Here is a 22,818-nt window from a genome sequence, read left to right on the forward strand (position 1 = left end):
GGGCCGGGCCCGTCCGGGTGCCGCTGCGGCGCCGTCCGGGTGACGTCCGTCCGGATGGTGGGATGAATGGCGGCCACGAGTGTCGTTAGCAGAGGTAATGACCTACGCTAAGGACATGCCTTCCTCCTCCGACACCCGCACGGAGGGCAGGACGACGGCGACCGACACCGCTCCCACACCGGCCGTACGAGCGGCCGACACGCGCCCCGCCGCCCTCGCGGCCGAGCTGCGCGTGGCCCTGATGCGCTCCGTGCGCCGGATCCGGCAGCAGCGCAGCAGCGACGCGATCACCGACGGCCAGTACTCCGTGCTCGCCCACCTCGACAAGCTCGGCGCCTGCACGCCCGGGGACCTCGCCGCGCGCGAGCACGTGCAGCCGCCGTCCATGACGCGCACCGTGAACTGCCTGGTCGACGGCGGCCTGGTCGAGAAGGTGGAGCACCCCGACGACCGTCGGCAGGTGCTCGTGGCCCTGACCGACGCCGGCCGTCGCGAGGTCGCCGAGACCCGCCGTAGGCGGGACGCCTGGCTCGCCCAGCGCCTCGCCGAGCTCGACCCGGCCGACCGGCAGGTGCTCGCCCAGGCCGCGCAGATCATGCGCCGGGTGATCGCCCCGTGAGCCCGACCTTCGCCTCCCTGCACGTCTTCAACTACCGCCTCTGGGCGATCGGCGCGATCGTCAGCAACACCGGGACCTGGATGCAGCGCGTCGCCCAGGACTGGCTGGTGCTGACCGAGCTGACCGACAACTCCGGCGTCGCCGTCGGCATCACGACGGGCCTGCAGTTCGGGCCGATGCTCGTCCTCGGTCCGGCCGCGGGGCTGGTCGCCGACCGGTTCGACCGGCGCAAGGTCCTCATGACCACGCAGGGCCTGTCCGGGCTGTGGGGGCTCATCCTCGGTGTCCTCGTGATGACCGGGACGGCGCAGCTGTGGCACGTGTACGTCCTCGCCGGCCTGCTCGGCGCCACCGCGGCGGTCGACGCCCCGGCCCGGCAGACGTTCGTCGCCGAGATGGTCCCGGCCGACAGGCTCTCCAACGCCGTCGGGCTCAACAGCGCGTCGTTCCACGCCGCCCGGATGATCGGCCCGGCGCTCGCCGGCGTGCTCATCGCCACGTTCGGCACCGGCCCCGTCTTCGTCATCAACGGGCTGACGTTCGCCGCGACGCTGCTGTCGCTGACGCGCATGCGCACCCGCGAGCTCAACGTCATCCCGCGGGCCACCAAGGGCAAGGGGCAGATCCGGGAGGGCATCCGGTACGTGCGGGGCCGGTCCGACATCGTGCTGATCCTCGCGATCGTCGGCCTGGTCGGGACGTTCGGGCTGAACTTCCAGATGACGACGGCGCTGATGGCGCGGTTGGAGTTCGACAAGGGCGCCAGCGAGTACGGCCTGCTCGGCTCGATCATGGCGATCGGGTCGCTGTCCGGTGCGCTGCTCGCCGCCCGGCGCGAGCGGCCGAGGTTGCGGCTGCTCGTCGGCGCGACCGCCGCGTTCGGCCTGTTCTCCACCGCGGCGGCGATGATGCCGACGTACGAGCTCTTCGCGATCTCGCTGATCCCCGTCGGGCTGTCGTCGCTGACGTTGATGACGGCGGCGAACAGCACCGTCCAGATCACCACCGACCCGGCGATGCGCGGGCGGGTGATGGCGCTGTACATGGCGATCTTCATGGGGGGCACGCCGATCGGTGCGCCCATCGTCGGCTGGGTCGGCGAGACGTTCGGGGCCCGCTGGACCATCGCCCTGGGCGGCCTCGTCTCGCTGGCCGTCGCGTTCGTCGCCGCCGCGATCGTCGTCTCCCGCAACGAGGTGTCGGTGTCCTACCGGCGTCACCAGCGGCCGCACCTGCTCGTGCGCGTCGGTCCTGACGGCACGCTCACCGGCCAGCCGCGGCTCAGCCGCGAGGAGGCGCGCGACGAGATGGCGCACCGCCAGGCCCGGGACACCGCCTCAGCCGCCTGACGACCGGGGCCGCCGGGGTGGCCGGCGGCCACGGCCTGGGACGATGGGCGGGTGCCTGAACCGCTCGAGCCCGCCCTCGCCGACGTCCGCGCCGCGCTGCTGGACGTCGGCGGGCTGGTCCGCGCCGTCGGGTCCGGACGGCGCCGCGGCGCCCAGCCCGAGCCCGAGCGCGCCGAGCTGCGGCCGGTGGAGATCAAGGGCGGCCTGCACCTGCAGGTGACGACCCGCACCGGTCCGCGGGTCAGCACGACGAACCTCGACGAGTCCCGCGCGGCCGAGGGCGTGGACCGGCTGCTCGCCGTCCCGTTCGGCAACTGGCACGTGGAGACGACCTCGCAGACCATCCAGCTGCGCGTCACCAAGCGCGGCGACGCGCAGGTGCACCGGGCCGCCACGAGCCGCCGCGACGTCGCGCCACGTGGGCACGACCGGGTCAAGGAGCGGCTCGTGCCGCCGGACGACCCGCTGTTCACGGTGCTCGGCGCCGACGCCGACAAGCGCCGCCAGGTCGACGCCTTCCTCCGCCTCGTGGAACCGGTCGTCCGCAAGGCCCTGCCCGGCGACGGTGCCCTGCGGGTCGTCGACCTCGGCTGCGGTAACGCCTACCTGACGTTCGCGGCGCACCGGCTGCTGCGTGAGCGACGGCCGGGGACGACGACCGTCGGCGTCGAGCTGCGTCCTGACCTCGTCGACCGGTCCACCGCACGCGCCGCGGAGGCGTCGCTCGACGGCCTGACGTTCCAGCCGGGGGCGATCGCCGACGCCGAGCCGGACCTCGACGCCCGACCCGACGTCGTCCTGGCCCTGCACGCCTGCGACACCGCGACCGACGAGGCCCTCGCCCGGGCCGTCCGGTGGCAGACGCCCGTGGTGCTCGCCGCGCCCTGCTGCCACCACGACCTGCAGCGCCAGCTCGACGAGCAGCGCCGCGCCGGCGGCGGCGGGGCGGCCGGACCGTTCCCGTACCAGGCGGTCACCCGCCACCCGATCCTGCGCGAGCGGTTCGCCGACGTCCTCACCGACGCCCTGCGCGCCGCGCTGCTCCGCCTGCACGGCTACCGCGTCGACGTCGTCGAGTTCGTCGACTCCCGCCACACCCCGCGCAACGCGATGATCCGCGCCGTGCGCACCGGCAACCCGCCGACCGACGAGCAGGTCGCCGAGTACCGGGCCCTCGTCGGGCAGTGGCAGGTGACGCCCGCGCTCGCGCGGCTGCTGGACGGGGCGCCCCCGGTCGTCACGGGCTGACGGCTGCGCGCTCCCGCGGGGTGAGCCACAGGGTGGCCGCGGCCACGGCCAGCACCAGCGGGACGATCGTGAACGCCGTGTGCGGGCCGACCCGGTCCGCGGCGGCGCCGAGGGCGAAGGGGGCCGCGCCCGACGCCAGGCCGGCGCCGATGGACGCCCAGGACGACGCGGCGTCCGGTCGCCCGCCCGCGGCGCGGACGAGCAGGCTGACGCCCATCGGGAAGTGCCAGGCGACCCCGAGCCCGCAGACCGCGAGCCCGGCGACGGCGACCACCGGGGACGGCGCCAGCCACAGCAGCGCCCAGCCCGCCGCGGCCACGCCGATCGCCACGAGCAGCAACCGGTCCGGCGCCCACCGCCGGGACGCGCCCGAGGCGATCCAGCGGCCCGCCGCCATCCCGGCGACGAACGCCGACAGCGCCGCGCTCGCCCGGCCCGGGGCCATCCCGTTGCGGGTCATCAGCAGGTCCGCCGCCCAGAACGTGGTCGCGAACTCCGCGGCGATGCACGCCACCAGGACGGACCACAGCATCCAGAACGCCCGGCCGAACGGCTGCCGCGGGCCCGTGGCCCGCGCCGGGCGGGTGCTCCACGCCAGGGACGGGCCGACCCGCACCACCGCCGCGGCGGTGAGCAGCAACCACGCCGCGGCGACGACGAACACCACCCGCCAGCCCCAGCCGGCGGCCACCGCGCCGCCCACGGCGAGCGGCGACAGCAGGCCCGCGGTGGCCGCGAGCGCGTTCGCCTCGCTGATGGCCGCCGGGGCCGACTCGGCGTGCAGCACCGACAGCACCGGGGTGACCATCGTGAACGCGACCGACCCCGTCGTCCCCGCCAGCAGCGCACCGGCCAGCGTGAACGGCAGCGACGTGCCGGTCACCAGCAGCCCGAACGACGCGGCCATCGCCGCGCACCCGACGGCCAGCACCCGCCGCCGTCCGAACCGGCGCACGAGCGCCGGCGCGACGATCCCGGCGACGAGCGCGCCGACCGCCGTCATCGTCCCGTGCAGCGACGCCGCCGTGCGGCTGGTGCCCTGCTCGTCGCGCAGCAGCACCATCGCCGGGCCGAACGCGTACAGCCACCAGCCCCAGCACCCCGCCATCAGGTAGACGGCGAGGGTGACGCGGTCGCGCTGCAGGCCCGGCGCGGGTGCGGGGGCCGGGGTGGCGCTCAGGCCAGCCGCTCCACCACGAAGTCGACGCACCGGGTGAGCGCCTCGACGTCCGACGGGTCCACCGCGGGGAACATCCCGACGCGCAGCTGGTTGCGGCCGAGCTTGCGGTACGGCTCGACGTCGACGACGCCGTTGGCCCGCAGGACCGAGGCGACCTGCGCGGCGTCCACGACGTCGGACAGGTCGACCGTCCCGACGACGGGGGAGCGCAGGGCAGGGTCGGTCACGAACGGGGTCGCCCACTCCCGCGCCTGCGCCCACCCGTACAGGTGCGCCGCCGACTCGCCCGTGCGCGCGGCGGCGAAGTCCATGCCCCCGTGGGCGAGCAGCCAGTCCACCTGGTCGGCGAGCATCGCCAGCGTCACCAGCGCGGGGGTGTTGTACGTCTGGTCCTTGCGGGAGCTCTCCACCGCGGTGGGCAGGTCCAGGAAGGCGGGCACCCAGCGGCCGCTCGCCGCGACCTCCTCGACCCGGGCCAGCGCGGCCGGGCTCATCACCGCCAGCCACAGGCCGCCGTCCGAGGCCAGCGCCTTCTGCGGGGCGAAGTAGTACACGTCGGTCTGGGACAGGTCGGCCGGCACGCCGCCGGCGGCCGACGTCGCGTCGACCAGCACCAGCGCGTCGTCGCCGGTGCCGTCGACCCGCTGCACGGGGGCGACGACACCGGTCGAGGTCTCGTTCTGCGGCCACGCGTACACGTCGACGCCGTCCTCGGCGACGGGTGGTGCGAACGAGCCGGGCTCGGCCTCGACCACCGTCGGCTCGCCGAGGAACGGCGCCCGGCGGGTGCAGTCGGCGAACTTGGCGCCGAACTCACCGAACACCAGGTGCTGCGCGCGGTCGCCGACGAGGCCGAACGCCGCGGCGTCCCAGAACGCCGTCGAGCCGCCGTTGCCGAGCACCACCTCGTAGCCGTCGGGAGCGCCGAGGAGCTCCGCCAGCCCGGCGCGGACCCGGCCGACCAGCGAGCGGACCGGCGCCTGCCGGTGCGACGTGCCGAGCACGGTGCGCGCCAGGCCGGTCAGCGCCTCGACCTGCTCCGGGCGGACCTTGCTGGGGCCGGACCCGAAGCGGCCGTCCGCCGGCAGCAGGTCCGCGGGGATGGTCAGCGAGGGCGTCTGGGTCACCCGCGCATCATCCCAGCCGGGGCGCCGGTGTCAGACGTCGCGACCGGGGTGCGAGACGTCGTCCCACCCGGCGACCTGCTCCGGACCGCGCGGGCCCGGGCCGACGTACCGGGCGCTCGGGCGGACGAGCCGGCCCGTCGCCTTCTGCTCCAGCACGTGCGCGGCCCAGCCGGCCGTGCGGGCGCACGTGAACATGGGCGTGAACATGGACGGCGGCACCTGCGCGAAGTCCAGCACCACGGCCGCCCAGAACTCGACGTTCGTGGCGAGCACCCGGTCCGGGCGGCGTGCGTGCAGCTCGGCGAGCGCGGCCTCCTCGAGCGCCTCCGCCACCTCGAAACGCGGTGCCCCCAGCCGGCGGCACGTCTCGCGCAGCACCCGGGCGCGCGGGTCCTCGGCGCGGTACACGCGGTGGCCGAAGCCCATCAGCCGCTCGCCGCGGTCCAGCACGCCGCGCACGTACGCGCCGGCGTCGCCACCGTCCTCGACGGCGTCGAGCATGTGCAGGACCCGGGACGGTGCACCGCCGTGCAGCGGGCCGCTCATCGCCCCGACCGCACCGGACAGGCACGCGGCGACGTCGGCGCCGGTGGACGCGATGACGCGGGCGGTGAACGTGGACGCGTTCATCCCGTGCTCGGCGGCGGACACCCAGTAGGCGTCGACGGCCTCGATGTGGCGGGGGTCGGGCTCGCCGCGCCAGCGGATCATGAACCGCTCGACGATGGTGGTGGCCTTGTCGACCTCCTGCTGCGGGACCATCGGCTGGTCCTGCCCGCGGGCCGACTGGGCGATGAAGCTCAGTGCCATCACCGACGCGCGGGCCAGGTCGTCGCGGGCCTGCGCGACGTCGATGTCGAGCAGCGGCCGGAAGCCCCAGATCGGCGCCAGCTGAGCCAGCGCGCTCTGCACGTCGACGCGCACGTCCCCGGTGTGCACCGGCAGCGGGAAGGGCTCGGCGGGCGGCAGGCCGGGGTTGAAGCCGTTGTCCACCAGCAGGCCCCACACGTTGCCGAACGACACCCGGCCCACGAGGTCGGTGATGTCGACGCCGCGGTAGCGCAGCGCCCCGCCCTCCTTGTCCGGCTCGGCGATCTCGGTCTCGAAGGCGACGACGCCCTCCAGGCCGGGGACGAACCCGGGGTCCGCGGTGCTGGTCATCCGGTCACTCCTCGTCGAGTGGTCGTGCGGGCCGGCCGGACCGCGCGCGCCATTGTGCCCCCACCCGCCGACGCGGTGCCGACGTCCCCGGGGTCGTCACACCGTCGTAAGGTCGCGTCGTGGGTGACAGCCAGCCGCCGCTCGGCGCCGCGTCCGCCGGGTCGAGCGTCGACCCGGACCTGCTGCGCCACAGCGTCGTCGACCCGGCCGCCAGGCTCGACTACGTCGGGGCCGAGCCGGTGCGCACCCCGCCCGCCGCGCCGCTGACGCTGCTGGCCGCGTGGTTCGACGAGGTGGCCAGGGACCCGCGCGTCAGCGAGCCCAACGCCATGGTCGTCGCGACCGTCGACGCCGACGGCCTGCCCGACGCGCGCACCGTCCTGCTCAAGGGCCTCGACCCGCGCGGGTTCACCTTCTTCACCAGCACGGTGTCCGCCAAGGCCGCCGAGATCGCGGCCAACCCGGCGGCGTCGGTGGTGCTGCTGTGGCACCCGGTGTTCCGGCAGGTCCGGGCGCGCGGTGTGGTCGAGGCCGTCGACGACGCCGAGGCGGACGCGTACTTCGCCACCAGGCCGCGCGGCTCGCAGGTCTCGGCGTGGGCGTCGCAGCAGTCCCACGAGGTGGCCTCACGGGAGGACGTCGAGGAGGCGTTCGCCGCGGCCGGGCGGCGGTTCGCCGACGTCGACCGCGTCCCGCGGCCGCCGTTCTGGGGCGGGTACCGGGTCCGGCCCGTCGAGGTGGAGTTCTGGGTGGGCCAGGCGTCCCGGCTGCACGACCGGGTCGCGTACCTGGCGCGGGACGGCGCACCGGCCGCACTGGACGACGCGTCCGCCTGGCGCGTCACCCGCCGCCAGCCCTGACCGGCAGCCGGCGCCGCCCGCGAGCCGTCGCGCACCGTCCGTGGGGGCAGCAGAGAGCCCGCGGGGTCGCTCTCCGGTCGGTGACCGGTCGGCCGCCGCACTGGACGAGGGTGCGGCCCCCACGGGCTCCGGTGACTGCCTGGGTCTCGCCGGCCGCTTCGGAGCGGTCGTCGGGATCTGCTGGGCAGTCCGTCCGAGGTTCCTCGGGCGGCTAGCTGGCAGCCACCTCACGTGTCCGGTAGTTCTTCACTGAACGGACCACCTCCTTTCCCGTGTAGCAGCACGCTACGTCGGCGTCGCCGGGTGTGCCAGGGGGTTTCCGGCGATTCGTCCGGTCGGGTCGCCGGGCGCTCGGGAGGGGGAGCGCGTCAGCCGTACAGCTCGGCGCGCCTGGCCCCCCACTTCTCCAGCATCGCCGGCAGCTCCTCGGCCAGGAACGCGAAGAAGGCGCGGGTCTCCTCGAGGCGGCGGGCACCGGCCCGCCCGGGCTCGACGAGGTCGATGACCTCGTCGAGCGTCGTGGTCCAGGCGTGCAGCATCTCGACCTCGCCGGCGACGATCCGCTGCCACACGTCGTCGTCGTGCACCCGGTACAGGTCCGAGCGCATCCCCGGCTCGCGCTCCTTGCTGAGCATCCGCACCTGGACGAGGTACCGGACGGCGCCGGAGATCGCGGCGGGGCTGACCCGCAGGCCCGACGCGAGCTCGGCCGCGGTGTACCGGTCGGAGTCCTCGGCCAGCACGTACGAGAAGACCCGCGCCGCCATCCGCGGCATGCCGGTCTGCTCCAGGGCCTGGGCGAGCCGCTCGACTGCGCGCAGCAGCCGCTCGTGCTCGGCGTGGTCGGTGCTCACGAGGTCCTCTCCCGGGCGGGGTCGCGTCACGTCGATCATAGAGGTTATTCACTTCACAAGGTTGTGAAAGGTGTGTAGCGTCGGGAGCGTGACCACGACAGCGATCCGCACGACCGACCTCGTCAAGACCTTCGGCGCCACCCGCGCCCTGGACGGGCTCGACCTCGAGGTCCGCGCCGGGGAGGTGCACGGCTTCCTCGGCCCGAACGGGTCGGGCAAGTCCACGACGATCCGCATCCTGCTCGGGCTGCTGCGTGCGGACTCCGGGCACGCCGAGCTGCTCGGTGGCGACCCGTGGCGGGACGCCGTCCGGCTGCACCGCCGGATCGCCTACGTCCCCGGGGACGTCGTGCTCTGGCCGAACCTCACCGGCGGCGAGACGATCGACCTGCTCGCCCGCCTGCGCGGCGGCGTGGACCGCCGACGCCGGGAGGAGCTGCTCCAGCGCTTCGACCTCGACCCCTCGAAGAAGGGCCGGTCCTACTCCAAGGGCAACCGGCAGAAGGTCGCCCTCGTCGCGGCGCTGGCCTCCGACGCGCAGCTGCTCCTCATGGACGAGCCGACGTCCGGACTCGACCCGTTGATGGAGGCCCAGTTCCAGGAGGTCGTGCACGAGGTGAAGGCCGAGGGCCGCACCGTGCTGCTGTCGAGCCACATCCTCGCCGAGGCCGAGGCCCTGTCGGACCGGATCAGCATCATCCGCGCCGGCCGGGTCGTGCAGTCCGGGACGCTCGCGGAGCTGCGCCACCTCACCCGCACCACCGTGGTCGCCGAGACCGCGCGACCGGCCACCGGGCTGGCCGACGTCCCGGGCGTGCACGAGCCGCAGGTCACGGACGGGCGGGTCGCGTTCGACGTCGACTCCGACCACCTCGACGAGGCCGTCCGGTACATCGCCGGGCTCGGTGTGCGGTCGCTGACCAGCCACCCGCCGACCCTCGAGGAGCTCTTCCTGCGACAGTACGGCGAGCACGTCGACGCCGAGCCGGCCGACGGTGGGAGCGCCCCCGCGCCCGGCTCGGGCGCGCACGTCACGACGGGCGGCCCGCGGTGAGCGTCCTGCCCGCCGGCACCGGCGCCCTCGTGCGGCTCGTCCTGCGTCGCGACCGCGTCCGGCTCCCGCTGTGGGTGGGGAGCGTCGTCCTCGTGACCGGCGCCTCCGCCCAGGCGGTCCAGGGCGTCTACGACACCCAGACCGAGCGGGACGCCTACGCGGCCACCGTCGGCGGCAGCCCCGCCGCCGTCGTCATGAGCGGCCCGCCGACCGCCGTCGACACGCTCGGCGGCATCACCGTCTTCGAGGTCAACCTCGTCGCGCTGGTCGGCGTCGCCCTCATGGGCGTCTTCCTCGTGGTCCGGCACACCCGCGCGGAGGAGGAGCAGGGCCGGACCGAGCTCGTCCGCGCCGGGGTGGTCGGACGCTTCGCCCCCGTCACCGCGGCGCTGCTCGTCGTCGGGTCGGCGTGCCTGCTCGTGGGTGCGGGCGTGGCCGCGTCGTTCGCCGCCTTCGGCCTGCCGGCGTCCGGGTCGCTGCTCTACGGGGCCGTCGTGGCCGCGACGGGACTGGTGTTCACGGCCGTCGGCGTCGTCGCCGCCCAGGTGAGCGAGCACGCCCGGCCGGCGCTCGGCACGTCGGGTGCGCTGCTCGGGGTGGCCTTCCTCGTCCGCGGTTTCGGCGACATCGGCGACGGCCCGTGGTCGTGGCTCTCGCCCATCGGCTGGGTGCAGGCCACCCGTCCCTTCGGTGACGAGCGCTGGTGGCCGCTGCTGCTCGCACTCGGCCTGGTCGCGGTCCTCGTCGCGCTGGCCGGCCTGCTGGTGGCGCGGCGCGACGTCGGGGCCGGGCTGCTGGCGACCCGGCCCGGCCGGCCGAGCGCGAGCCCGCTGCTCACCGGACCGCTCAGCCTGGCCCTGCGCCTGCAGCGCGGGTCGCTGGCGGGGTGGACGGCCGCCCTGCTCGTCCTGGGCCTGGTCTACGGCTCCTTCGCCCAGGAGGTCGGCGAGCTCGTCGAGAGCAACCCGGTGTTCCAGGAGGTCTTCGGGGAGGGTTCCGGCGAGGCCGTGGTGGACGGGTTCTTCGCCTACGCCCTGCTGACCACGGCGGTGCTCTCCGGCGCGTTCGCGGTGTCCTCGGCGCTGCGGCTGCGTTCGGAGGAGACCGCGGGACGGGCCGAGGCCCTGCTGACCACGGGCCTGTCCCGGACGCGCTGGGTGCTGGCCACGCTCGCCGTGACGCTGCTCGGCTCGGTGCTGACCCTCGCAGCCGCCGGCGCCGGCATGGGTGTGTCGCACGCGCTGACGAGCGGTGACTCCTCCCGGGTGGGGCAGCTGACGGCGGCGTCCCTGGCCTACCTGCCGGCCGTCCTCGTCGTCACGGCCGTCGCCGTGCTCCTGCTCGGCTGGCTGCCCCGGGCGTCGCTGGCGGCCTGGGCCGCGCTGGTCCTGTGCTTCGTCGCCGGCTGGCTCGGTCCGCTGCTGGAGCTGCCCACCTGGACGCTCGACGTCTCGCCGTTCGAGCACGTGCCCGCCGCCCCGCTCGAGGACCTGGTCGCCGGGCCGCTGCTCGTGCTGACGGCGCTGGCCGCGGCCGGTGTGGCCGCCGGGGTGGTGGGCGTGCGCCGGCGCGACCTCACCGCCGCCTGACCCCGGCCGGTGGGCTGTCCGGACCGTCCCGGCCGGCCCACCGGCGGGTGGGTCAGATGGTGTCGACGACCTCGTCGTAGTCCAGGCGCGCCGCACGGGGCCGGTAGGCGTCGGGCGCGGGCCGGCCGATGTTCACCACCGCGACCACGCTGCGGTCACCCGCCGGGTAGAGGTCGCGGGTCAGGCCGTCCCGGTCGAAACCGGTCATCGGACCCGCCGCCAGGCCCGCCGCGCGCACGCCGAGGATGAAGTAGGCCGTCTGCAGGGTCGCGTTCACCCGCGCCATCTCGTCGCGGCCGGGCATCGCCGCGAACCGCTCGACCGCGCCCTCGGCGTGCGGGGCCAGCCGGGGCAGGTGGCGGTGGAAGTCGTGGTCGGCGGTCAGGACGGCGACCAGCGGCGCCGCCGCCGTCTTCGCCTTGTTGCCCTCGGCCATGTGCGCGACGACGCGTTCGCGCGCCTCGGCGGAGCGGACCAGGGTCACCCGCAGCGGGGAGGTGTTCATCGACGTGGGTGCCCACCGGACCAGGTCGTGGATCGCCCGGACCTGGTCGTCGGTGACGGGCTCGTCGGTGAACGCGTTCGCGGTGCGCGCCTCGCGGAACAGCAGGTCCTGCGCGCGCTCGTCGAGGGCGAGGTGCTGGGCGAGGTCGACGGGTCGGGTGTCGGCCGTCGTGGTCATCGGGGCGGACCTCTCGGTCGGATGCGGTCGGAACACTTCCTTGAACGCTCAACCTACCCCTTGTCTTCCCCGGGCGCCGGTCAGCGCTGCAGGCCGGCCAGCACCTCCGGCGACACCGCCACCCACACCGCCGTGGCGCGGGCGAGGACCTCCTGGCTGCTCCACAGCGTCGTCGCCGTCCGGGCCGTCCGTCCGGACGACCCCAGGGCCCGGCCCATCACCACGCAGCGCTCACCGGCGTCCGGGGTCCGCAGCACCTGCGCGGTCATCGTGCCCAGGACCATCGGCCGGCCGACCAGGTCGACCGACCACCCGCCCGGGCAGTCCAGGGCCGACCACGTCGTCGCGACGTCCGGCGCCTCCCGCGGCTCCCACGTGCAGGCCGTGTCGTCCGGCCGGTCCGCCAGCACCCCGGGGGTCAGGTGCAGCCCGTCCCCGAGCGGGCGGTCCGGCCCGCAGACGAAGCAGGTGGGGAAGGGGTGCTGCTGCGCGCCCCGGTACGCCGACGCCGCAGCCGCCGCCTCGGCGTCCGGCACCCGGGCGACGTCGACCAGGTCGGCGTCCGGGGCCGCCGACGCCTCCGCGACCGCGGCGCCGTCCGGGCCCGTCAGCCGGGTCACGTCGTCGACCACCCCGACCCGCAGCGGCACGTCCAGCGGCGGCGGGGCGAGCAGCCGCACGGACACCGGGACGGCGCCGTCGCCGGCGTCCGCGACGAGACCGGCGAGCGCACCCGCCGTCCACCCGCCGTTGCCCGACGACGGCGGTCCGTTGAAGCGTGCGGGGACGACGAGCTCGCGCATCCCGCGACGCTACCCCCGGACCTCCTGGTAGCGGGCGAGCGCCTCCTCGCGCTCGGCCGCGTGGTCGACGACCCGCTCGGGGTAGCCGCGGTCGTAGCCGCCGTCCGCGTCCCACGGCGTGTGCGCGGCGCGTCCCGGCAGGTGCCGGAGCTCGGGGACGTACCGGCGCACGTACTCGCCGTCCGGGTCGAACCGGGTGCCCTGCGTGACCGGGTTGAACACCCGGAAGTACGGCGCGGCGTCCGTGCCCGAGCCCGCGACCCACTGCCAGCCGTGGTTGTTGCTGGCCAGGTCCCCGTCGCGCAGGTGGCGCAGGAAGTACCGCGCGCCGTGCTGCCACTCCACGTGCAGGTCCTTGACCAGGAAGCTCGCCACCACCATCCGCACCCGGTTGTGCACCCAGCCCTCCCGCAGCAGCTGGCGCATCCCGGCGTCCACGAACGGGAAGCCCGTCTCGCCCCGGCACCACGCGTCGAACCGCTCGCCCGGGGCGTCGTAGCGCATCCCCGCCAGCTGCGGGCGCAGGTACTCGCGGGCCGACTCCGGGTGGTGCCACAGGACGTCGGCGTAGAACTCCCGCCACGCCAGCTCCGTCCGGTACGTCCGGGCGCCCTGCGAGCGGCGACCGGCCAGGTCGGCCAGCAGCGTCCGCGGGTGCACCTCGCCGTACTTCAGGTGCGCCGACATCCGCGACGTGCCCGGCAGGTCGGGCCGGTCACGCGCGTCGGCGTAGTCGTCGAGGTCGTGCTCGCAGAACTCCCGCCAGCGGCGCAGCGCCGCCTCCTCGCCGACGTCCGGCAGGTCGACCTCGGACGACGGCTCGTCCGGGACGCCGTCGCCGTCCACCGAACGTGCCCACCGCAGCCCGGGCGGCGGCGTCGAGGCGGGCGACGGCCAGCCGTGCTCGCGCCACGCGCGGGAGAAGGGGGTGAACACGGCGTACGGGGACCCGTCGCCCTTGGTCACCGTGCCCGGCCCCACCGCGTACGGGGTGCCGGTGCGCACCAGCGGGACGTCGTCGCCCGCGAGCGCCGCCCGGACCCGCTCGTCGCGCTCGCGCCCGTACGGCCCGGCGTCCGCGGTCGCGTGCACCGCGGCCGCGCCGAGCTCGCGCGCCACCTGCGCGACGACGTCCTGAGGGCGGCCGGACCGCACCACCAGCGCCCCGCCCGCCGAGGCGTCCCACGCCCGCAGCGACCGCAGCAGCCAGACCGTGCGCGCCGTCCCCGCCGGACCGAGGAGGGCGGGGTCGAGGACGAACAGCGGCAGCACCCGCCCGCCGTCCGCCTGCTCGGCCGCCGCGAGCAGCGCGGGGTGGTCACCCAGCCGCAGGTCCCTGCGCAGCCACAGCACGACGTCGGGCACCGCACCAGCCTCGGGGCGCGGCGTGACCGGCGCCACCGGAACCCGCGGGGGTACCCGCGCGACGACTACCCTGGGCGCAGGTTCGGCCACCACACGGATGCGAGGCGGCAGCAGCAGTGAGCGATCTCATCGACACCACCGAGATGTACCTGCGGACGATCTTCGAGCTGGAGGAGGAGGGCATCGTCCCCCTCCGCGCCCGCATCGCCGAGCGGCTGCAGCAGAGTGGCCCCACGGTGTCCCAGACGGTGGCCCGGATGGAGCGCGACGGCCTGGTCGTGGTCAGCGGCGACCGGCACCTCGAGCTGACCGCCGAGGGGCGCGCCAAGGCGACCCGGGTGATGCGCAAGCACCGGCTCGCGGAGCGGCTGCTCGTCGACGTCATCGGCCTGGAGTGGGAGTACGTGCACGAGGAGGCGTGCCGCTGGGAGCACGTGATGAGCGAGCGCGTCGAGAAGCGGATCCTGGCGATGCTCGACCACCCCACCGAGTCCCCGTACGGCAACCCGATCCCTGGCCTGGACGAGCTGCGCGAGGTCGTCGAGACCGGTGACGGCGTGACGGTCGGGACGGACGCCGACCCGGTCGGCTACCTCGCCGGCCTGCAGACCCTGCCGGCCGCCGCCGCCGGTGGTGGGCGGGTCGAGGTCGTCGTGCGCCGGCTGGGGGAGCCGGTCCAGGGCGACCCGGCGCTGATGGCGCGCCTGGCTGCCGCGGGGCTGCGCCCCGGGGGCACCGTCGCGGTCGAGCAGGTCGACTCCGGCGTGCGGATCGGCACCGACCCGGCGACGTCGGTGGACCTGCCGCGCAGCGTCGCCGACCACGTGTTCGTCGCCGCCTGACCGGCCGGACGGCCGGCGTCGTGCCCGGGCGGGCCGGTCCCGGGCACGACGGAGACCGCGCCGAGGACCTGGCCGCCGTGCTCGGCTCCCTGGTCGACGACCTGCGCTTCGCCGAGCTCGCCGAGGCACTGCGCTCCGTCGAGGGCCTGGACGGCGCCACCCGCCGTCACGTGCGGTCGCTGTGCCACGCCGGCAGCCGGCTGCTGTCGCTGGACGCGGCGGGGTTCGCCGACGTCCCGCCCGGTGACCCGCTGCACGGCGCGCTGGCGCCGCTGCAGTTCCCGTCGGAGGCGGTGGGTGGTCCCCGCGGGTCGTTGGACTCGCTCCTCCCGCTCTACGGGCTCCTGCTCGAGTGCCTGGACGTCCACGCGGCGCGAGGTGAGACGGCGGCGGTCGCTCTCGTGCTGCACCTGCTCGCCGAGTACCTGCCGGTGCTCGCGTGGGAGCCGGTGCTGGGGCACGCCGCCGACCCGGTGCGGCTGGCCGGTCACGTCGCCGGCACGCTGTGGGGCACCGACCGGTGCCCCGTCCCGCCGAACCGACGGTCCGCGGCGCAGCGGGTCCTGGCGATGCGTCCCGGTGCGACGGGGCAGGTGGCGCCGGGGCCGGTGACGCCGGAGCCGGTGGCGCCGGAGCAGTGGCGCGCCTACCTGGACAGGTGGCACGCGCGCGTGGCGGCGCACCTGCGCCAGTGCGCGCTGCGACCCGGGCAGGGCCGGCCGAACCCCGCGTCGGCGGGGTGCGACCTGGCGTGCGGCGTCGTCACCCGGCTCGCGCCCGACGTGCTCGACGACCTGGCGACGCGGATGGCCGTGGTCCACGCGTTCCGCCGCTCACCCGTGGTGGCGCTGCGGCACGCCGCTCCCGTGGGCCACTTCTTCGGGGTGCCGGACGGTGAGGACGTCGCGCGGGCCTGGGCGCAGACCGTGACCCGGCTGACGCGGGACTGGGCGGCCGGGGGCTCCCGGGTCGGTCTCGCGGACGGCGCCGCCGGGCTCCGGAACCCCCTGCACGAGGGCGTGCGGGCACGGGACGGCGAGGCGCTGCCGGGCCTGGCCCACGTCCTGTCCGTGGCCGCGGGGCGGCCGGTGCGGGCGTCGACGGTCCTGCACGACGTGGGCCACGCGGTCCGTGGGCTGCTCTCCCCGCTGCTCGAGCCCGGGGCGTCCACGGCGCCCCCGCCCTGACGCCCTCGCCCTCGGCGATACTCCCCGAAACCGTTCAGTCACAGTGCGTTCAGCACGATCGGCGCAGCCCACGATGTGGCTCAGGTCACACGGAAAATCCCCATGACGGTTGTGTGACATCACCCGAACGGGTGGGCTATGGTCGCCGTCGCTGGTCGACCCCAGTCGGCCCAGCCCTCGAGTGGTTGCCGAGCCCTGCCACCACCCGAGGTCCGCACGAGACACCGCACGGCAGGGGCGGGGGAACCACATCCGGGCCCAGCACCACCGGGTCCTTGGGGTGAAGCCTCGAGTCCTCCGGGACGACAGGCCGGGTGACTTACCTCCCACCCGAACCCGACAGCTCACCTCGTAGGCATGGGAGAGGTACTGCACGTGTCGACCCGAACCGTGGGGCGTCACCGCGCGAGCGCGCGGCCCAAGACGCCACTGTCCACCATCAGCGCCGCCGTCACCTCGAACGCCGGTGTCGTCGGTCGCCGCTCCGCCGTCATCGCCGCCTCCTCCGGCCTCGTCGTCACCATCGGCCTCCCGGCCGCCGACGCCGCCCCGGTCACCGAGCGCGCCGACAGCGCCCCCACCGCCCCGGCGCAGCCCGAGACCTCCGCGCCCACCTCCGCCGACGGGCTCGTCAGCGTCCCGGCCGACGCTCCCGTCAGCTTCACCGCGGAGCCGCTCACCGAGGCCACCCCGCCCCCGCCGCCCCCGCCGCCGCCCGTGGTGCAGGAGGCCTCCGAGTCCCGGTCGTCCGAGCGGGCCTCCCGGACCACCGAGCGCGAGTCGCTGCCGACCGCGGACGTCGCCCCCAGCGAGGTCGGCGCCGCCGTCCTCGAGATCGCCGCGCGTTACGTCGGCACCCCCTACCGCTACGGCGGCACCACGCCCAGCGGCTTCGACTGCTCCGGCTTCACCCAGTACGTCTACGCCCAGGTCGGCATCAACCTGCCCCGCACGTCGGGCGCGCAGGCGGACTTCGGCCGTCGGGTGTCGGCGTCCGAGGCCCGCCCGGGCGACCTGGTCTGGACCGAGGGCCACATCGGCATCTACGCCGGCGGCAACATGATGTACGACGCCCCTCGCACCGGTAAGAGCGTCTCCAAGCGGGAGATCTGGTACACGCCCACGTTCATCCGCGTGACCGGCTGACCAACCCCGCACGGCACGTCGTCGAACCCGGGTCCTCGGTGGAGGACCCGGGTTCGACGCTTCTGTACGCTGTGCTCCGTGCCACAACCGCCGGGCCCGCGCCTGGCCGTCGTCCGATCCACGGGCAGCGGCCACGGAGCCGGCTCGCGGTCAGCGGAACCGCGCAGCCCGCGCGCGTCCGCCCCACCACGGCGTCGTCCCTCTCGGGACGGCGCCGTTCGTCGTCCTGGGGCCCGTGCAGCCGAGTGCGCACCGGTCACCGGCCCGACCGTCCTCCGCCCAGAAAGCCGTCTGGGCCGCACGAACGGGGTCGCCCATGCGCACCTTGGTGCTCAACGCCGGGTACGAACCGCTCGCCGTCGTCTCGTTCCGCCGGGCCGTGGTGCTCGTGCTGGCGGGCAAGGCGGTGCTGCTGGCTGAGGACGACCCTCCCGTCGTCTCCGGGTCGCTGACCGTGCCGCGGCCGGCGGTCATCGTGCTCAGCCGGTACGTCCGGATGCCCTACGGCCGCGTCGCGACGGTCTCCCGGCGCGGGGTGCTGCGTCGCGACGCCCACCGCTGCGCCTACTGCGGCCGCTCGGCCACCACGGTCGACCACGTGCTCCCGCGCAGCCGTGGCGGCCGGGACACCTGGGAGAACCTCGTCGCCTGCTGCGTGCGCTGCAACAACACCAAGGGCAACCGGACCCCCGAGGAGATGGGCTGGCGACTGCTCGTCACCCCCAAGGCGCCCACCGGCCCGACCTGGGTGCTGCGTGGCAGCGAACCGCGGCACCCCCGGTGGGCCGAGTTCCTCCCCGAGGCCGCCTGACCCCTCCACCCCCTGTGCTCACCCCCACCAGGCTTTGCTCACCCAGGCGGGGTTTGCTCACCCAGGCGGTGCCCGGACGTCGGATTCGCCCCGTTGTGCTGAGCAAAGCCCGGCTGGGTGAGCAAGGGCGGGGAACAGGTGGGTGCGGGCGGGGGTTGGGGCCGACGTGCTCATCGAGATCTGGTCCGACGTCGTCTGCCCCTGGTGCTACGTGGGCAAGCGCCGCCTCGAGACCGCCCTGGAGTCCTTCGCGCACGCCGACGAGGTCGAGGTCCGGTACCGCAGCTTCCAGCTCGACCCGACCGCGACGCCGTCCTCGGACGACGACCCGCCAGGCGTGGCGGCGAAGCTCGCCGACAAGTACGGCGTCGGCATCCGCGAGGCCGAGGACATGGTGGCCCGGGTCGAGGAGGTCGCCGCGCAGGACGGCATCGAGATGCACCAGGACCGCGCCCGCGGCCGGTCCACCCTCGACGCCCACCGGCTGCTGCACGCCGCTGCGGACCGCGGCGCCGCGGTGCAGGCCGACCTCAAGCAGCGGCTGTTGAGCGCCTACTTCACCGACGGGCAGCGCATCGACGACCCGGTCGTGCTGGAGCGTCTCGCCGTCGCCTCCGGCCTCGATGCCGACGAGGTCCGGCTGGTGCTCGACTCGGACCGGTACGCCGACGCCGTGCGCGAGGACCAGGCGCAGGCGGCGGCCTTCGGTGCCCGCGGCGTCCCGTTCTTCGTCGTCGACCGGCGGCTCGGGATGTCCGGCGCCCAGCCCGTCGAGGCGTTCACCCAGCTCCTCGAGCAGGCGTGGTCGAGCCGGACACCGGTCACCGTCCTCGCGGGTGCCGGTACCGACACGTCGTCCGCCGACGCCTGCGGTCCGGACGGCTGCGCCCTCTGACCCGCCCCCTGACCGCACCTTTCCACCACCCTGCGGTGGTCGTGCGTCCCCCGACCGCACGTTTCCACCAACGTGCGGCCACGGGAGGGCTCCAGACCGCAGGTGGGTGGAAAGGTGCGGTTGGGCGGGGTGGGGTGCCACGGGGTCGGCGGGTGAGGTGCTGAGGCGACGGGCAGGATGGCGGCATGCCGCTCACCAGCACCCGCCCTGAGCTCGCCGGCACCTTCGGGATGGTCGCCAGCACCCACTGGCTCGCCTCGCAGGCCGGGATGTCGGTCCTCGAGCGCGGCGGCAACGCGTTCGACGCGGCCGCGGCGGCCGGGTTCGTGCTCCAGGTCGTCGAACCCCACCTCAACGGTCCGGGCGGGGACCTGCCCGTCGTGCTGTGGAGCGAGGCCGACCAGCAGGTGCATGTCGTCTGCGGTCAGGGGCCGGCACCTCAGCAGGCGACGCTGGACGCCTTCTCCGACCTGGGCCTGCCCGCGGTCCCCGGGACCGGACTGCTCGCCGCGGTCGTCCCCGGTGCGTTCGGCGGCTGGGTGGAGATGCTGCGCCGCTGGGGCACCTGGCCGCTGCGCGACGTCCTCGAGCCCGCGATCGGCTACGCCCGCGACGGCGCCCCCGTGCTCCCGCGCGTGTCCGCGACGATCGAGGCGATGACGCCGATGTTCACCGACGAGTGGACGACGTCCGGCGCGACGTACCTGGACGGCGGGCGGGCGCCGGCGCCGTGGTCGCGACTGCGGCTCACCGGGCTCGCCGAGACGTACGAGCGCGTCGTCGCCGAGGCGGAGGCCGCGGGCCCGGACCGCGACACCCAGTACGACGCCGCGCTGGACGCCTGGTACCGCGGCTTCGTCGCCGAGTCCGTGGACGCGTTCTGCCGCACCACGTCCTGGATGGACACGTCCGGACGACGGCACGGTGGGCTGCTCACCGGCGACGACCTGGCGGCGTGGCGGGCCACCGTGGAGGAGCCGGCCCGGGCGACGTACCGGGGGGTGGAGCTCTGCAAGACCGGGCCGTGGGGCCAGGGGCCGGTGATGCTGCAACAGCTCACGATCCTCGACCAGCTCGGCCTGCCGGACACCCTGGACGACGCCGACCCGACGTGGGTGCACGCCGTGCTGGAGGCGATGAAGCTGGCGTTCGCCGACCGCGACGCCTGGTACGGGGACCCCGACCACGCCGACGTGCCGATGGACGACCTGCTGTCGTCGGCGTACGCGGCCGAGCGGGCGGGCCTGGTCGACGTGGCGTCGGCGTCGCTGGACGAGCGCCCGGGGTCACCGGGTGGACGGGCGCCCACGGCGCTGCCGGACCTGCCGGACGACCTCACCGGCTCCGGTGGTGCGGCGCCCCCGGCCGCGACGGCGGGGGTGGGGGAGCCGACGGTGCGCCGGGACGGGCAGGTCGCCGGCGACACCGTGCACGTCGACGTCGTGGACCGCTGGGGGAACATGGTGTCGGCGACGCCGAGCGGGGCGTGGCTGCAGTCCTCCCCGGTGGTGCCGGAGCTGGGCTTCCCGCTCGGCACGCGGGCGCAGATGTTCTGGCTGACGCCCGGGCTGCCGTCGTCGCTGCGGCCCGGCGCGCGGCCGCGCACGACCCTCTCACCGTCGCTCGCCCTGCGCGACGGGCGGCCGTGGGTGGCGTTCGGGACGCCGGGCGGTGACCAGCAGGACATGTGGTCGCTGGTCCTCGCGCTGCGGCTCGCGCACGGCCCGAGCGGTGCGGACCTGGCGCTGCAGGCGGCGATCGACGCGCCGATGCTGCACTCGGAGCACCCGCGCAGCTCGTTCTACCCGCGCCGGTCACAGCCCGGTCGCGCGGTGCTGGAGGACCGCTGGCCCGCGGGGACTCTGGATGCGCTGCGCGGCCTCGGGCACGACGTCCAGGTCGTCGACGGCTGGTCGCAAGGGCGGCTGTCGGCGGTGGCGCGGGACGGCGGCTGGTTGCGTGGGGCGGCCAACCCGCGCGGCGGCCAGGGTTACGCCGTCGGGCGGTAGGGACGCCGACGCGTCGGCACCGTCGGGCGGTAGGGACGCCGACGCGTCGGCACCGTCGGGCGGTAGGGACGCCGACGCGTCGGCACCGTCGGGCGGTAGGGACGGGTCAGCGTCCGTCGACGAGCACCACGTCGTAGGTGGTGGTGGGGGTGGGTGGCGTGCCGAACCGGGCGTTGACGGCCCACAGCCGTCCGGCGGCCCGGGTGATCGTGGTCGGGACGTCGAAATCGGGGTCGGTCAGCGTCCTCACGACCCGGCCGGTCGGCTGGGTCCCGTGCAGCCGCAGGCGCACCTCGGCGACCTCGTTGAGCCGGTTGCGGACGACGTACAGCGTGCTCCCGCGCAGCAGCAGCCCGTCGCCGTTGGTCAGGCTCGCGCCGCCGAGGTCGACGCGGGTGGTCTCGCCGGTGACCGGGTCGACGGTGAAGAGCCAGCCGGTGGCGGACTGGACGACGACGAGGACCCGCCCGCCCCGGGCGTCCTCGATGCCGTTGGCGTTGAACCCCTCCACGTACTGCAGGTCGCCGGTGAGCGGGAGCCGCGTGGCCGGAGAGCCGAGGTCGCCCCGGGGCGTGGGGACGACGACGAGCTGCTGCACCTGCGAGTCGGTGACGTACACCGCGTCGCGGGTGACGGTCAGGTCGTTGAGGAAGCCCGTGCCGCCGGGTGCCCAGCTGCCGAGGAGCTCGCCGGTCCGCGCGTCGTGCGCCCGTACCTGCCCGGTGGGGCCGCCGGCGACCCACAGCCGGCCGGTGCGGCGGTCGTACTCGATGCCGACGGACACGGCGCCCGGCGAGCCGGGGACGAGGACGGACCCTCGGCCGGTGCGCAGGTCGCCCCGGTAGATCGCGCCGTCCGCCAGCGAGCCGACGTAGAACGTCGTACCGGGGCCGGACGTGATGCCCTCCGGCTGGAACCCGTCCGGCAGCGCGACCGTGTCGGGGAGGCCGCGCGCGGACGCCGTCGGCGCGACGAGGCCGAGGGAGGCGACGAGGGCGGTCACGGTCAGCAGCGCAGCCAGGGGACGTCGCACCGGGCACCTCGCGGACGTGGTCGGGTCGGGCGGTCGGGGCCGTGTGTGCCGGGCGGGCCGGCACCTGTCGATGGTCACCCCGTCCGGTGCCGCTGGCAAGGGTGGGGCCGGAAGGTGGGCCCGTGCCCCTGACCAACCCCTGGCTCGGCGGACCGACTCCGGACGGCCGGCTGCCTCGCGAGCAGCTGGAGGAGCGGATCCTCAACCTGTTGTCCACCCACAACGTCGCCGTGGTGGCCACCGTGAACGACGACGGCAGCCCCGCAGCGACACCCGTGCGGTACTCCAGCCTCGGGTTCGAGATCTTCTACTCGAGCTGGAACGAGTCGGTGAAGTCGCGCAACCTGCGCCGGGACCCGCGGGTGTCGGCGGGGATCGTCGCACCGCTCGTCGGGCAGGCGAGCAGCCGGGGCGCGCAGCTGTTCGGTACGGCCCGCACGCTCGAGCGCGACGACCCGCGGGCCGAGCCCTACTGGGAGGCGTTCCGCTGGCAGTCCGACCACGTCGAACGGGGCCGCTCGCTGGACGACCCGCCGGTGGATCCCCTGACAGTGATCACGCCTACGCGGGTCCTCTACACCGACCACTGGTTGCGGCGCAGCGGTCACGCGCCCCGGCAGACGTGGCGGCCCCTCCCGGTTGCGGGGGCCCCGGACGGCGGGTAGTCCGGAGGGATGAGCGAGCAGAGCCAGGGTGCGCAGCGGCAGGCCTTCCAGGTGACCGAGGAGGCACCCGGCGGGGACGACGGCACCCAGGCGCCGGACGCGGCGATGGCCGACCCGGACCGGCAGGCGCCGGACCCGCAGCAGGCGGACCCGGGCGGCTACCCGCACGCGCCGTCCCCGGACGTCCCGAGCATCCCGACGGACACCGGCCGCGAGAAGCGGGAGGCGGGGACGCCGACCGGCGCAGACGTGCCCGCCGACGCGCCCGGGCCCGGCCGCGACACGGCCCAGACGACGCCGGAGGACGAGGACGAGCGCCGCAAGCGCGGCAACGCCTGA

Annotated in this window: 22 protein-coding genes and 1 riboswitch; of the genes, 14 read left to right on the top strand and 8 right to left on the bottom strand. The window is 75.4% G+C overall.

Annotation, left to right across the window (positions count from 1 at the left end):
• Positions 1-115 precede the first annotated feature (115 nt).
• The 3 genes from ACYVQV_RS14185 to ACYVQV_RS14195 are packed head-to-tail and all read left to right on the top strand — an operon-like array spanning position 116 to position 3,216.
• Positions 116-619, top strand: coding sequence for a MarR family winged helix-turn-helix transcriptional regulator (locus ACYVQV_RS14185; protein ID WP_461023959.1), 504 nt, complete (start codon positions 116-118; stop codon positions 617-619).
• A complete protein-coding gene (locus tag ACYVQV_RS14190) occupies positions 616-1,968 on the top strand; it encodes an MFS transporter (protein WP_461023960.1) in 1,353 nt (450 codons plus the stop codon). The genes ACYVQV_RS14185 and ACYVQV_RS14190 overlap by 4 nt, the downstream gene beginning before the upstream one ends.
• Before the next feature lie 51 nt (positions 1,969-2,019).
• Complete coding sequence (locus ACYVQV_RS14195) at positions 2,020-3,216, top strand: class I SAM-dependent methyltransferase (protein ID WP_461023961.1); 1,197 nt, start codon at positions 2,020-2,022, stop codon at positions 3,214-3,216.
• Here ACYVQV_RS14195 and ACYVQV_RS14200 read toward each other — a convergent pair.
• From ACYVQV_RS14200 to ACYVQV_RS14210, 3 genes are read right to left on the bottom strand one after another with little or no spacing between them, the layout of a single operon-like run.
• On the bottom strand, positions 3,206-4,426 hold the full coding sequence (locus ACYVQV_RS14200) for an MFS transporter (protein ID WP_461023962.1): 1,221 nt from the start codon (positions 4,424-4,426) through the stop codon (positions 3,206-3,208). The genes ACYVQV_RS14195 and ACYVQV_RS14200 overlap by 11 nt on opposite strands.
• On the bottom strand, positions 4,393-5,523 hold the full coding sequence (serC, locus tag ACYVQV_RS14205) for a phosphoserine transaminase (RefSeq protein ID WP_461023963.1): 1,131 nt from the start codon (positions 5,521-5,523) through the stop codon (positions 4,393-4,395). The genes ACYVQV_RS14200 and serC overlap by 34 nt, the downstream gene beginning before the upstream one ends.
• A gap of 30 nt (positions 5,524-5,553) precedes the next feature.
• Positions 5,554-6,684: a citrate synthase 2 gene (locus ACYVQV_RS14210; protein ID WP_461023964.1), complete on the bottom strand. Its 1,131-nt coding sequence runs from the start codon at positions 6,682-6,684 to the stop codon at positions 5,554-5,556.
• 119 nt (positions 6,685-6,803) lie between these two features.
• Between ACYVQV_RS14210 and pdxH the strand changes: the two genes are divergently transcribed.
• A complete protein-coding gene (gene pdxH, locus ACYVQV_RS14215; RefSeq protein WP_461023965.1) occupies positions 6,804-7,544 on the top strand; it encodes a pyridoxamine 5'-phosphate oxidase in 741 nt (246 codons plus the stop codon).
• 368 nt (positions 7,545-7,912) lie between these two features.
• Here pdxH and ACYVQV_RS14220 read toward each other — a convergent pair whose 3' ends face one another.
• Positions 7,913-8,398, bottom strand: coding sequence for a GbsR/MarR family transcriptional regulator (locus tag ACYVQV_RS14220; RefSeq protein WP_461023966.1), 486 nt, complete (start codon positions 8,396-8,398; stop codon positions 7,913-7,915).
• An 88-nt stretch (positions 8,399-8,486) separates the two neighbouring features.
• Between ACYVQV_RS14220 and ACYVQV_RS14225 the strand changes: the two genes are divergently transcribed.
• Positions 8,487-9,452 carry an ABC transporter ATP-binding protein gene (locus ACYVQV_RS14225; protein WP_461023967.1) on the top strand — a complete coding sequence of 322 codons (966 nt, stop codon included), beginning with the start codon at positions 8,487-8,489 and terminating at the stop codon, positions 9,450-9,452.
• Positions 9,449-11,041, top strand: a complete 1,593-nt coding sequence (locus tag ACYVQV_RS14230; RefSeq protein ID WP_461023968.1) for an ABC transporter permease — start codon at positions 9,449-9,451, stop codon at positions 11,039-11,041. Before ACYVQV_RS14225 ends, ACYVQV_RS14230 begins: the two co-directional genes overlap by 4 nt.
• A gap of 52 nt (positions 11,042-11,093) precedes the next feature.
• Here the strand turns inward: ACYVQV_RS14230 and ACYVQV_RS14235 are convergent, their stop codons facing one another.
• The 3 genes from ACYVQV_RS14235 to ACYVQV_RS14245 all read right to left on the bottom strand — a co-directional run bounded on the left by ACYVQV_RS14235 (position 11,094) and on the right by ACYVQV_RS14245 (position 13,891).
• Positions 11,094-11,723, bottom strand: coding sequence for a malonic semialdehyde reductase (locus ACYVQV_RS14235; protein WP_461023969.1), 630 nt, complete (start codon positions 11,721-11,723; stop codon positions 11,094-11,096).
• Positions 11,724-11,803: 80 nt separating this feature from the next.
• Positions 11,804-12,526: a hypothetical protein gene (locus tag ACYVQV_RS14240; protein ID WP_461023970.1), complete on the bottom strand. Its 723-nt coding sequence runs from the start codon at positions 12,524-12,526 to the stop codon at positions 11,804-11,806.
• A 9-nt stretch (positions 12,527-12,535) separates the two neighbouring features.
• A complete protein-coding gene (locus tag ACYVQV_RS14245) occupies positions 12,536-13,891 on the bottom strand; it encodes a cryptochrome/photolyase family protein (RefSeq protein ID WP_461023971.1) in 1,356 nt (451 codons plus the stop codon).
• 116 nt (positions 13,892-14,007) lie between these two features.
• On the opposite strand from ACYVQV_RS14245, the gene ACYVQV_RS14250 reads away from it, so the two are divergent.
• The 6 genes from ACYVQV_RS14250 to ACYVQV_RS14275 all read left to right on the top strand — a co-directional run bounded on the left by ACYVQV_RS14250 (position 14,008) and on the right by ACYVQV_RS14275 (position 20,781).
• The gene (locus tag ACYVQV_RS14250; protein WP_461023972.1) at positions 14,008-14,733 is read left to right on the top strand and encodes a metal-dependent transcriptional regulator; all 726 of its coding nucleotides are present in this window, start codon (positions 14,008-14,010) and stop codon (positions 14,731-14,733) included.
• A gap of 20 nt (positions 14,734-14,753) precedes the next feature.
• Positions 14,754-15,920, top strand: coding sequence for a hypothetical protein (locus tag ACYVQV_RS14255; protein WP_461023973.1), 1,167 nt, complete (start codon positions 14,754-14,756; stop codon positions 15,918-15,920).
• A 212-nt stretch (positions 15,921-16,132) separates the two neighbouring features.
• A riboswitch (cyclic di-AMP (ydaO/yuaA leader) is annotated at positions 16,133-16,291 on the top strand.
• Positions 16,292-16,295: 4 nt separating this feature from the next.
• Positions 16,296-17,066 (top strand): C40 family peptidase, encoded by a 771-nt coding sequence (locus tag ACYVQV_RS14260; RefSeq protein ID WP_461023974.1) that lies wholly within the window; start codon positions 16,296-16,298, stop codon positions 17,064-17,066.
• Positions 17,067-17,382: 316 nt separating this feature from the next.
• On the top strand, positions 17,383-17,877 hold the full coding sequence (locus ACYVQV_RS14265; RefSeq protein WP_461023975.1) for an HNH endonuclease: 495 nt from the start codon (positions 17,383-17,385) through the stop codon (positions 17,875-17,877).
• 166 nt (positions 17,878-18,043) lie between these two features.
• On the top strand, positions 18,044-18,772 hold the full coding sequence (locus tag ACYVQV_RS14270) for a DsbA family oxidoreductase (protein ID WP_461023976.1): 729 nt from the start codon (positions 18,044-18,046) through the stop codon (positions 18,770-18,772).
• A gap of 185 nt (positions 18,773-18,957) precedes the next feature.
• Positions 18,958-20,781, top strand: coding sequence for a gamma-glutamyltransferase family protein (locus ACYVQV_RS14275; protein WP_461023977.1), 1,824 nt, complete (start codon positions 18,958-18,960; stop codon positions 20,779-20,781).
• Between the two features lie 106 nt (positions 20,782-20,887).
• Here ACYVQV_RS14275 and ACYVQV_RS14280 read toward each other — a convergent pair whose 3' ends face one another.
• Positions 20,888-21,814 (bottom strand): NHL repeat-containing protein, encoded by a 927-nt coding sequence (locus ACYVQV_RS14280; RefSeq protein WP_461023978.1) that lies wholly within the window; start codon positions 21,812-21,814, stop codon positions 20,888-20,890.
• Between the two features lie 122 nt (positions 21,815-21,936).
• Here ACYVQV_RS14280 and ACYVQV_RS14285 point away from each other — a divergent pair, with 122 nt between their 5' ends.
• A complete protein-coding gene (locus ACYVQV_RS14285; protein ID WP_461023979.1) occupies positions 21,937-22,479 on the top strand; it encodes a pyridoxamine 5'-phosphate oxidase family protein in 543 nt (180 codons plus the stop codon).
• 9 nt (positions 22,480-22,488) lie between these two features.
• On the top strand, positions 22,489-22,818 hold the full coding sequence (locus tag ACYVQV_RS14290; protein ID WP_461023980.1) for a hypothetical protein: 330 nt from the start codon (positions 22,489-22,491) through the stop codon (positions 22,816-22,818).

The sequence above is a fragment of the Thalassiella azotivora genome, assembly GCF_054781695.1.

Excerpts from the sequence above, each read along its gene's own strand:
- ACYVQV_RS14290 (WP_461023980.1), top strand. The coding sequence starts at position 22,489 with ATGAGCGAGCAGAGCCAGGGTGCGCAGCGGCAGGCCTTCCAGGTGACC.
- ACYVQV_RS14210 (WP_461023964.1), bottom strand. The coding sequence starts at position 6,684 with ATGACCAGCACCGCGGACCCCGGGTTCGTCCCCGGCCTGGAGGGCGTC.
- ACYVQV_RS14265 (WP_461023975.1), top strand. The coding sequence starts at position 17,383 with ATGCGCACCTTGGTGCTCAACGCCGGGTACGAACCGCTCGCCGTCGTC.
- ACYVQV_RS14185 (WP_461023959.1), top strand. The coding sequence starts at position 116 with ATGCCTTCCTCCTCCGACACCCGCACGGAGGGCAGGACGACGGCGACC.
- ACYVQV_RS14235 (WP_461023969.1), bottom strand. The coding sequence starts at position 11,723 with ATGACCACGACGGCCGACACCCGACCCGTCGACCTCGCCCAGCACCTC.
- ACYVQV_RS14240 (WP_461023970.1), bottom strand. The coding sequence starts at position 12,526 with ATGCGCGAGCTCGTCGTCCCCGCACGCTTCAACGGACCGCCGTCGTCG.
- ACYVQV_RS14275 (WP_461023977.1), top strand. The coding sequence starts at position 18,958 with ATGCCGCTCACCAGCACCCGCCCTGAGCTCGCCGGCACCTTCGGGATG.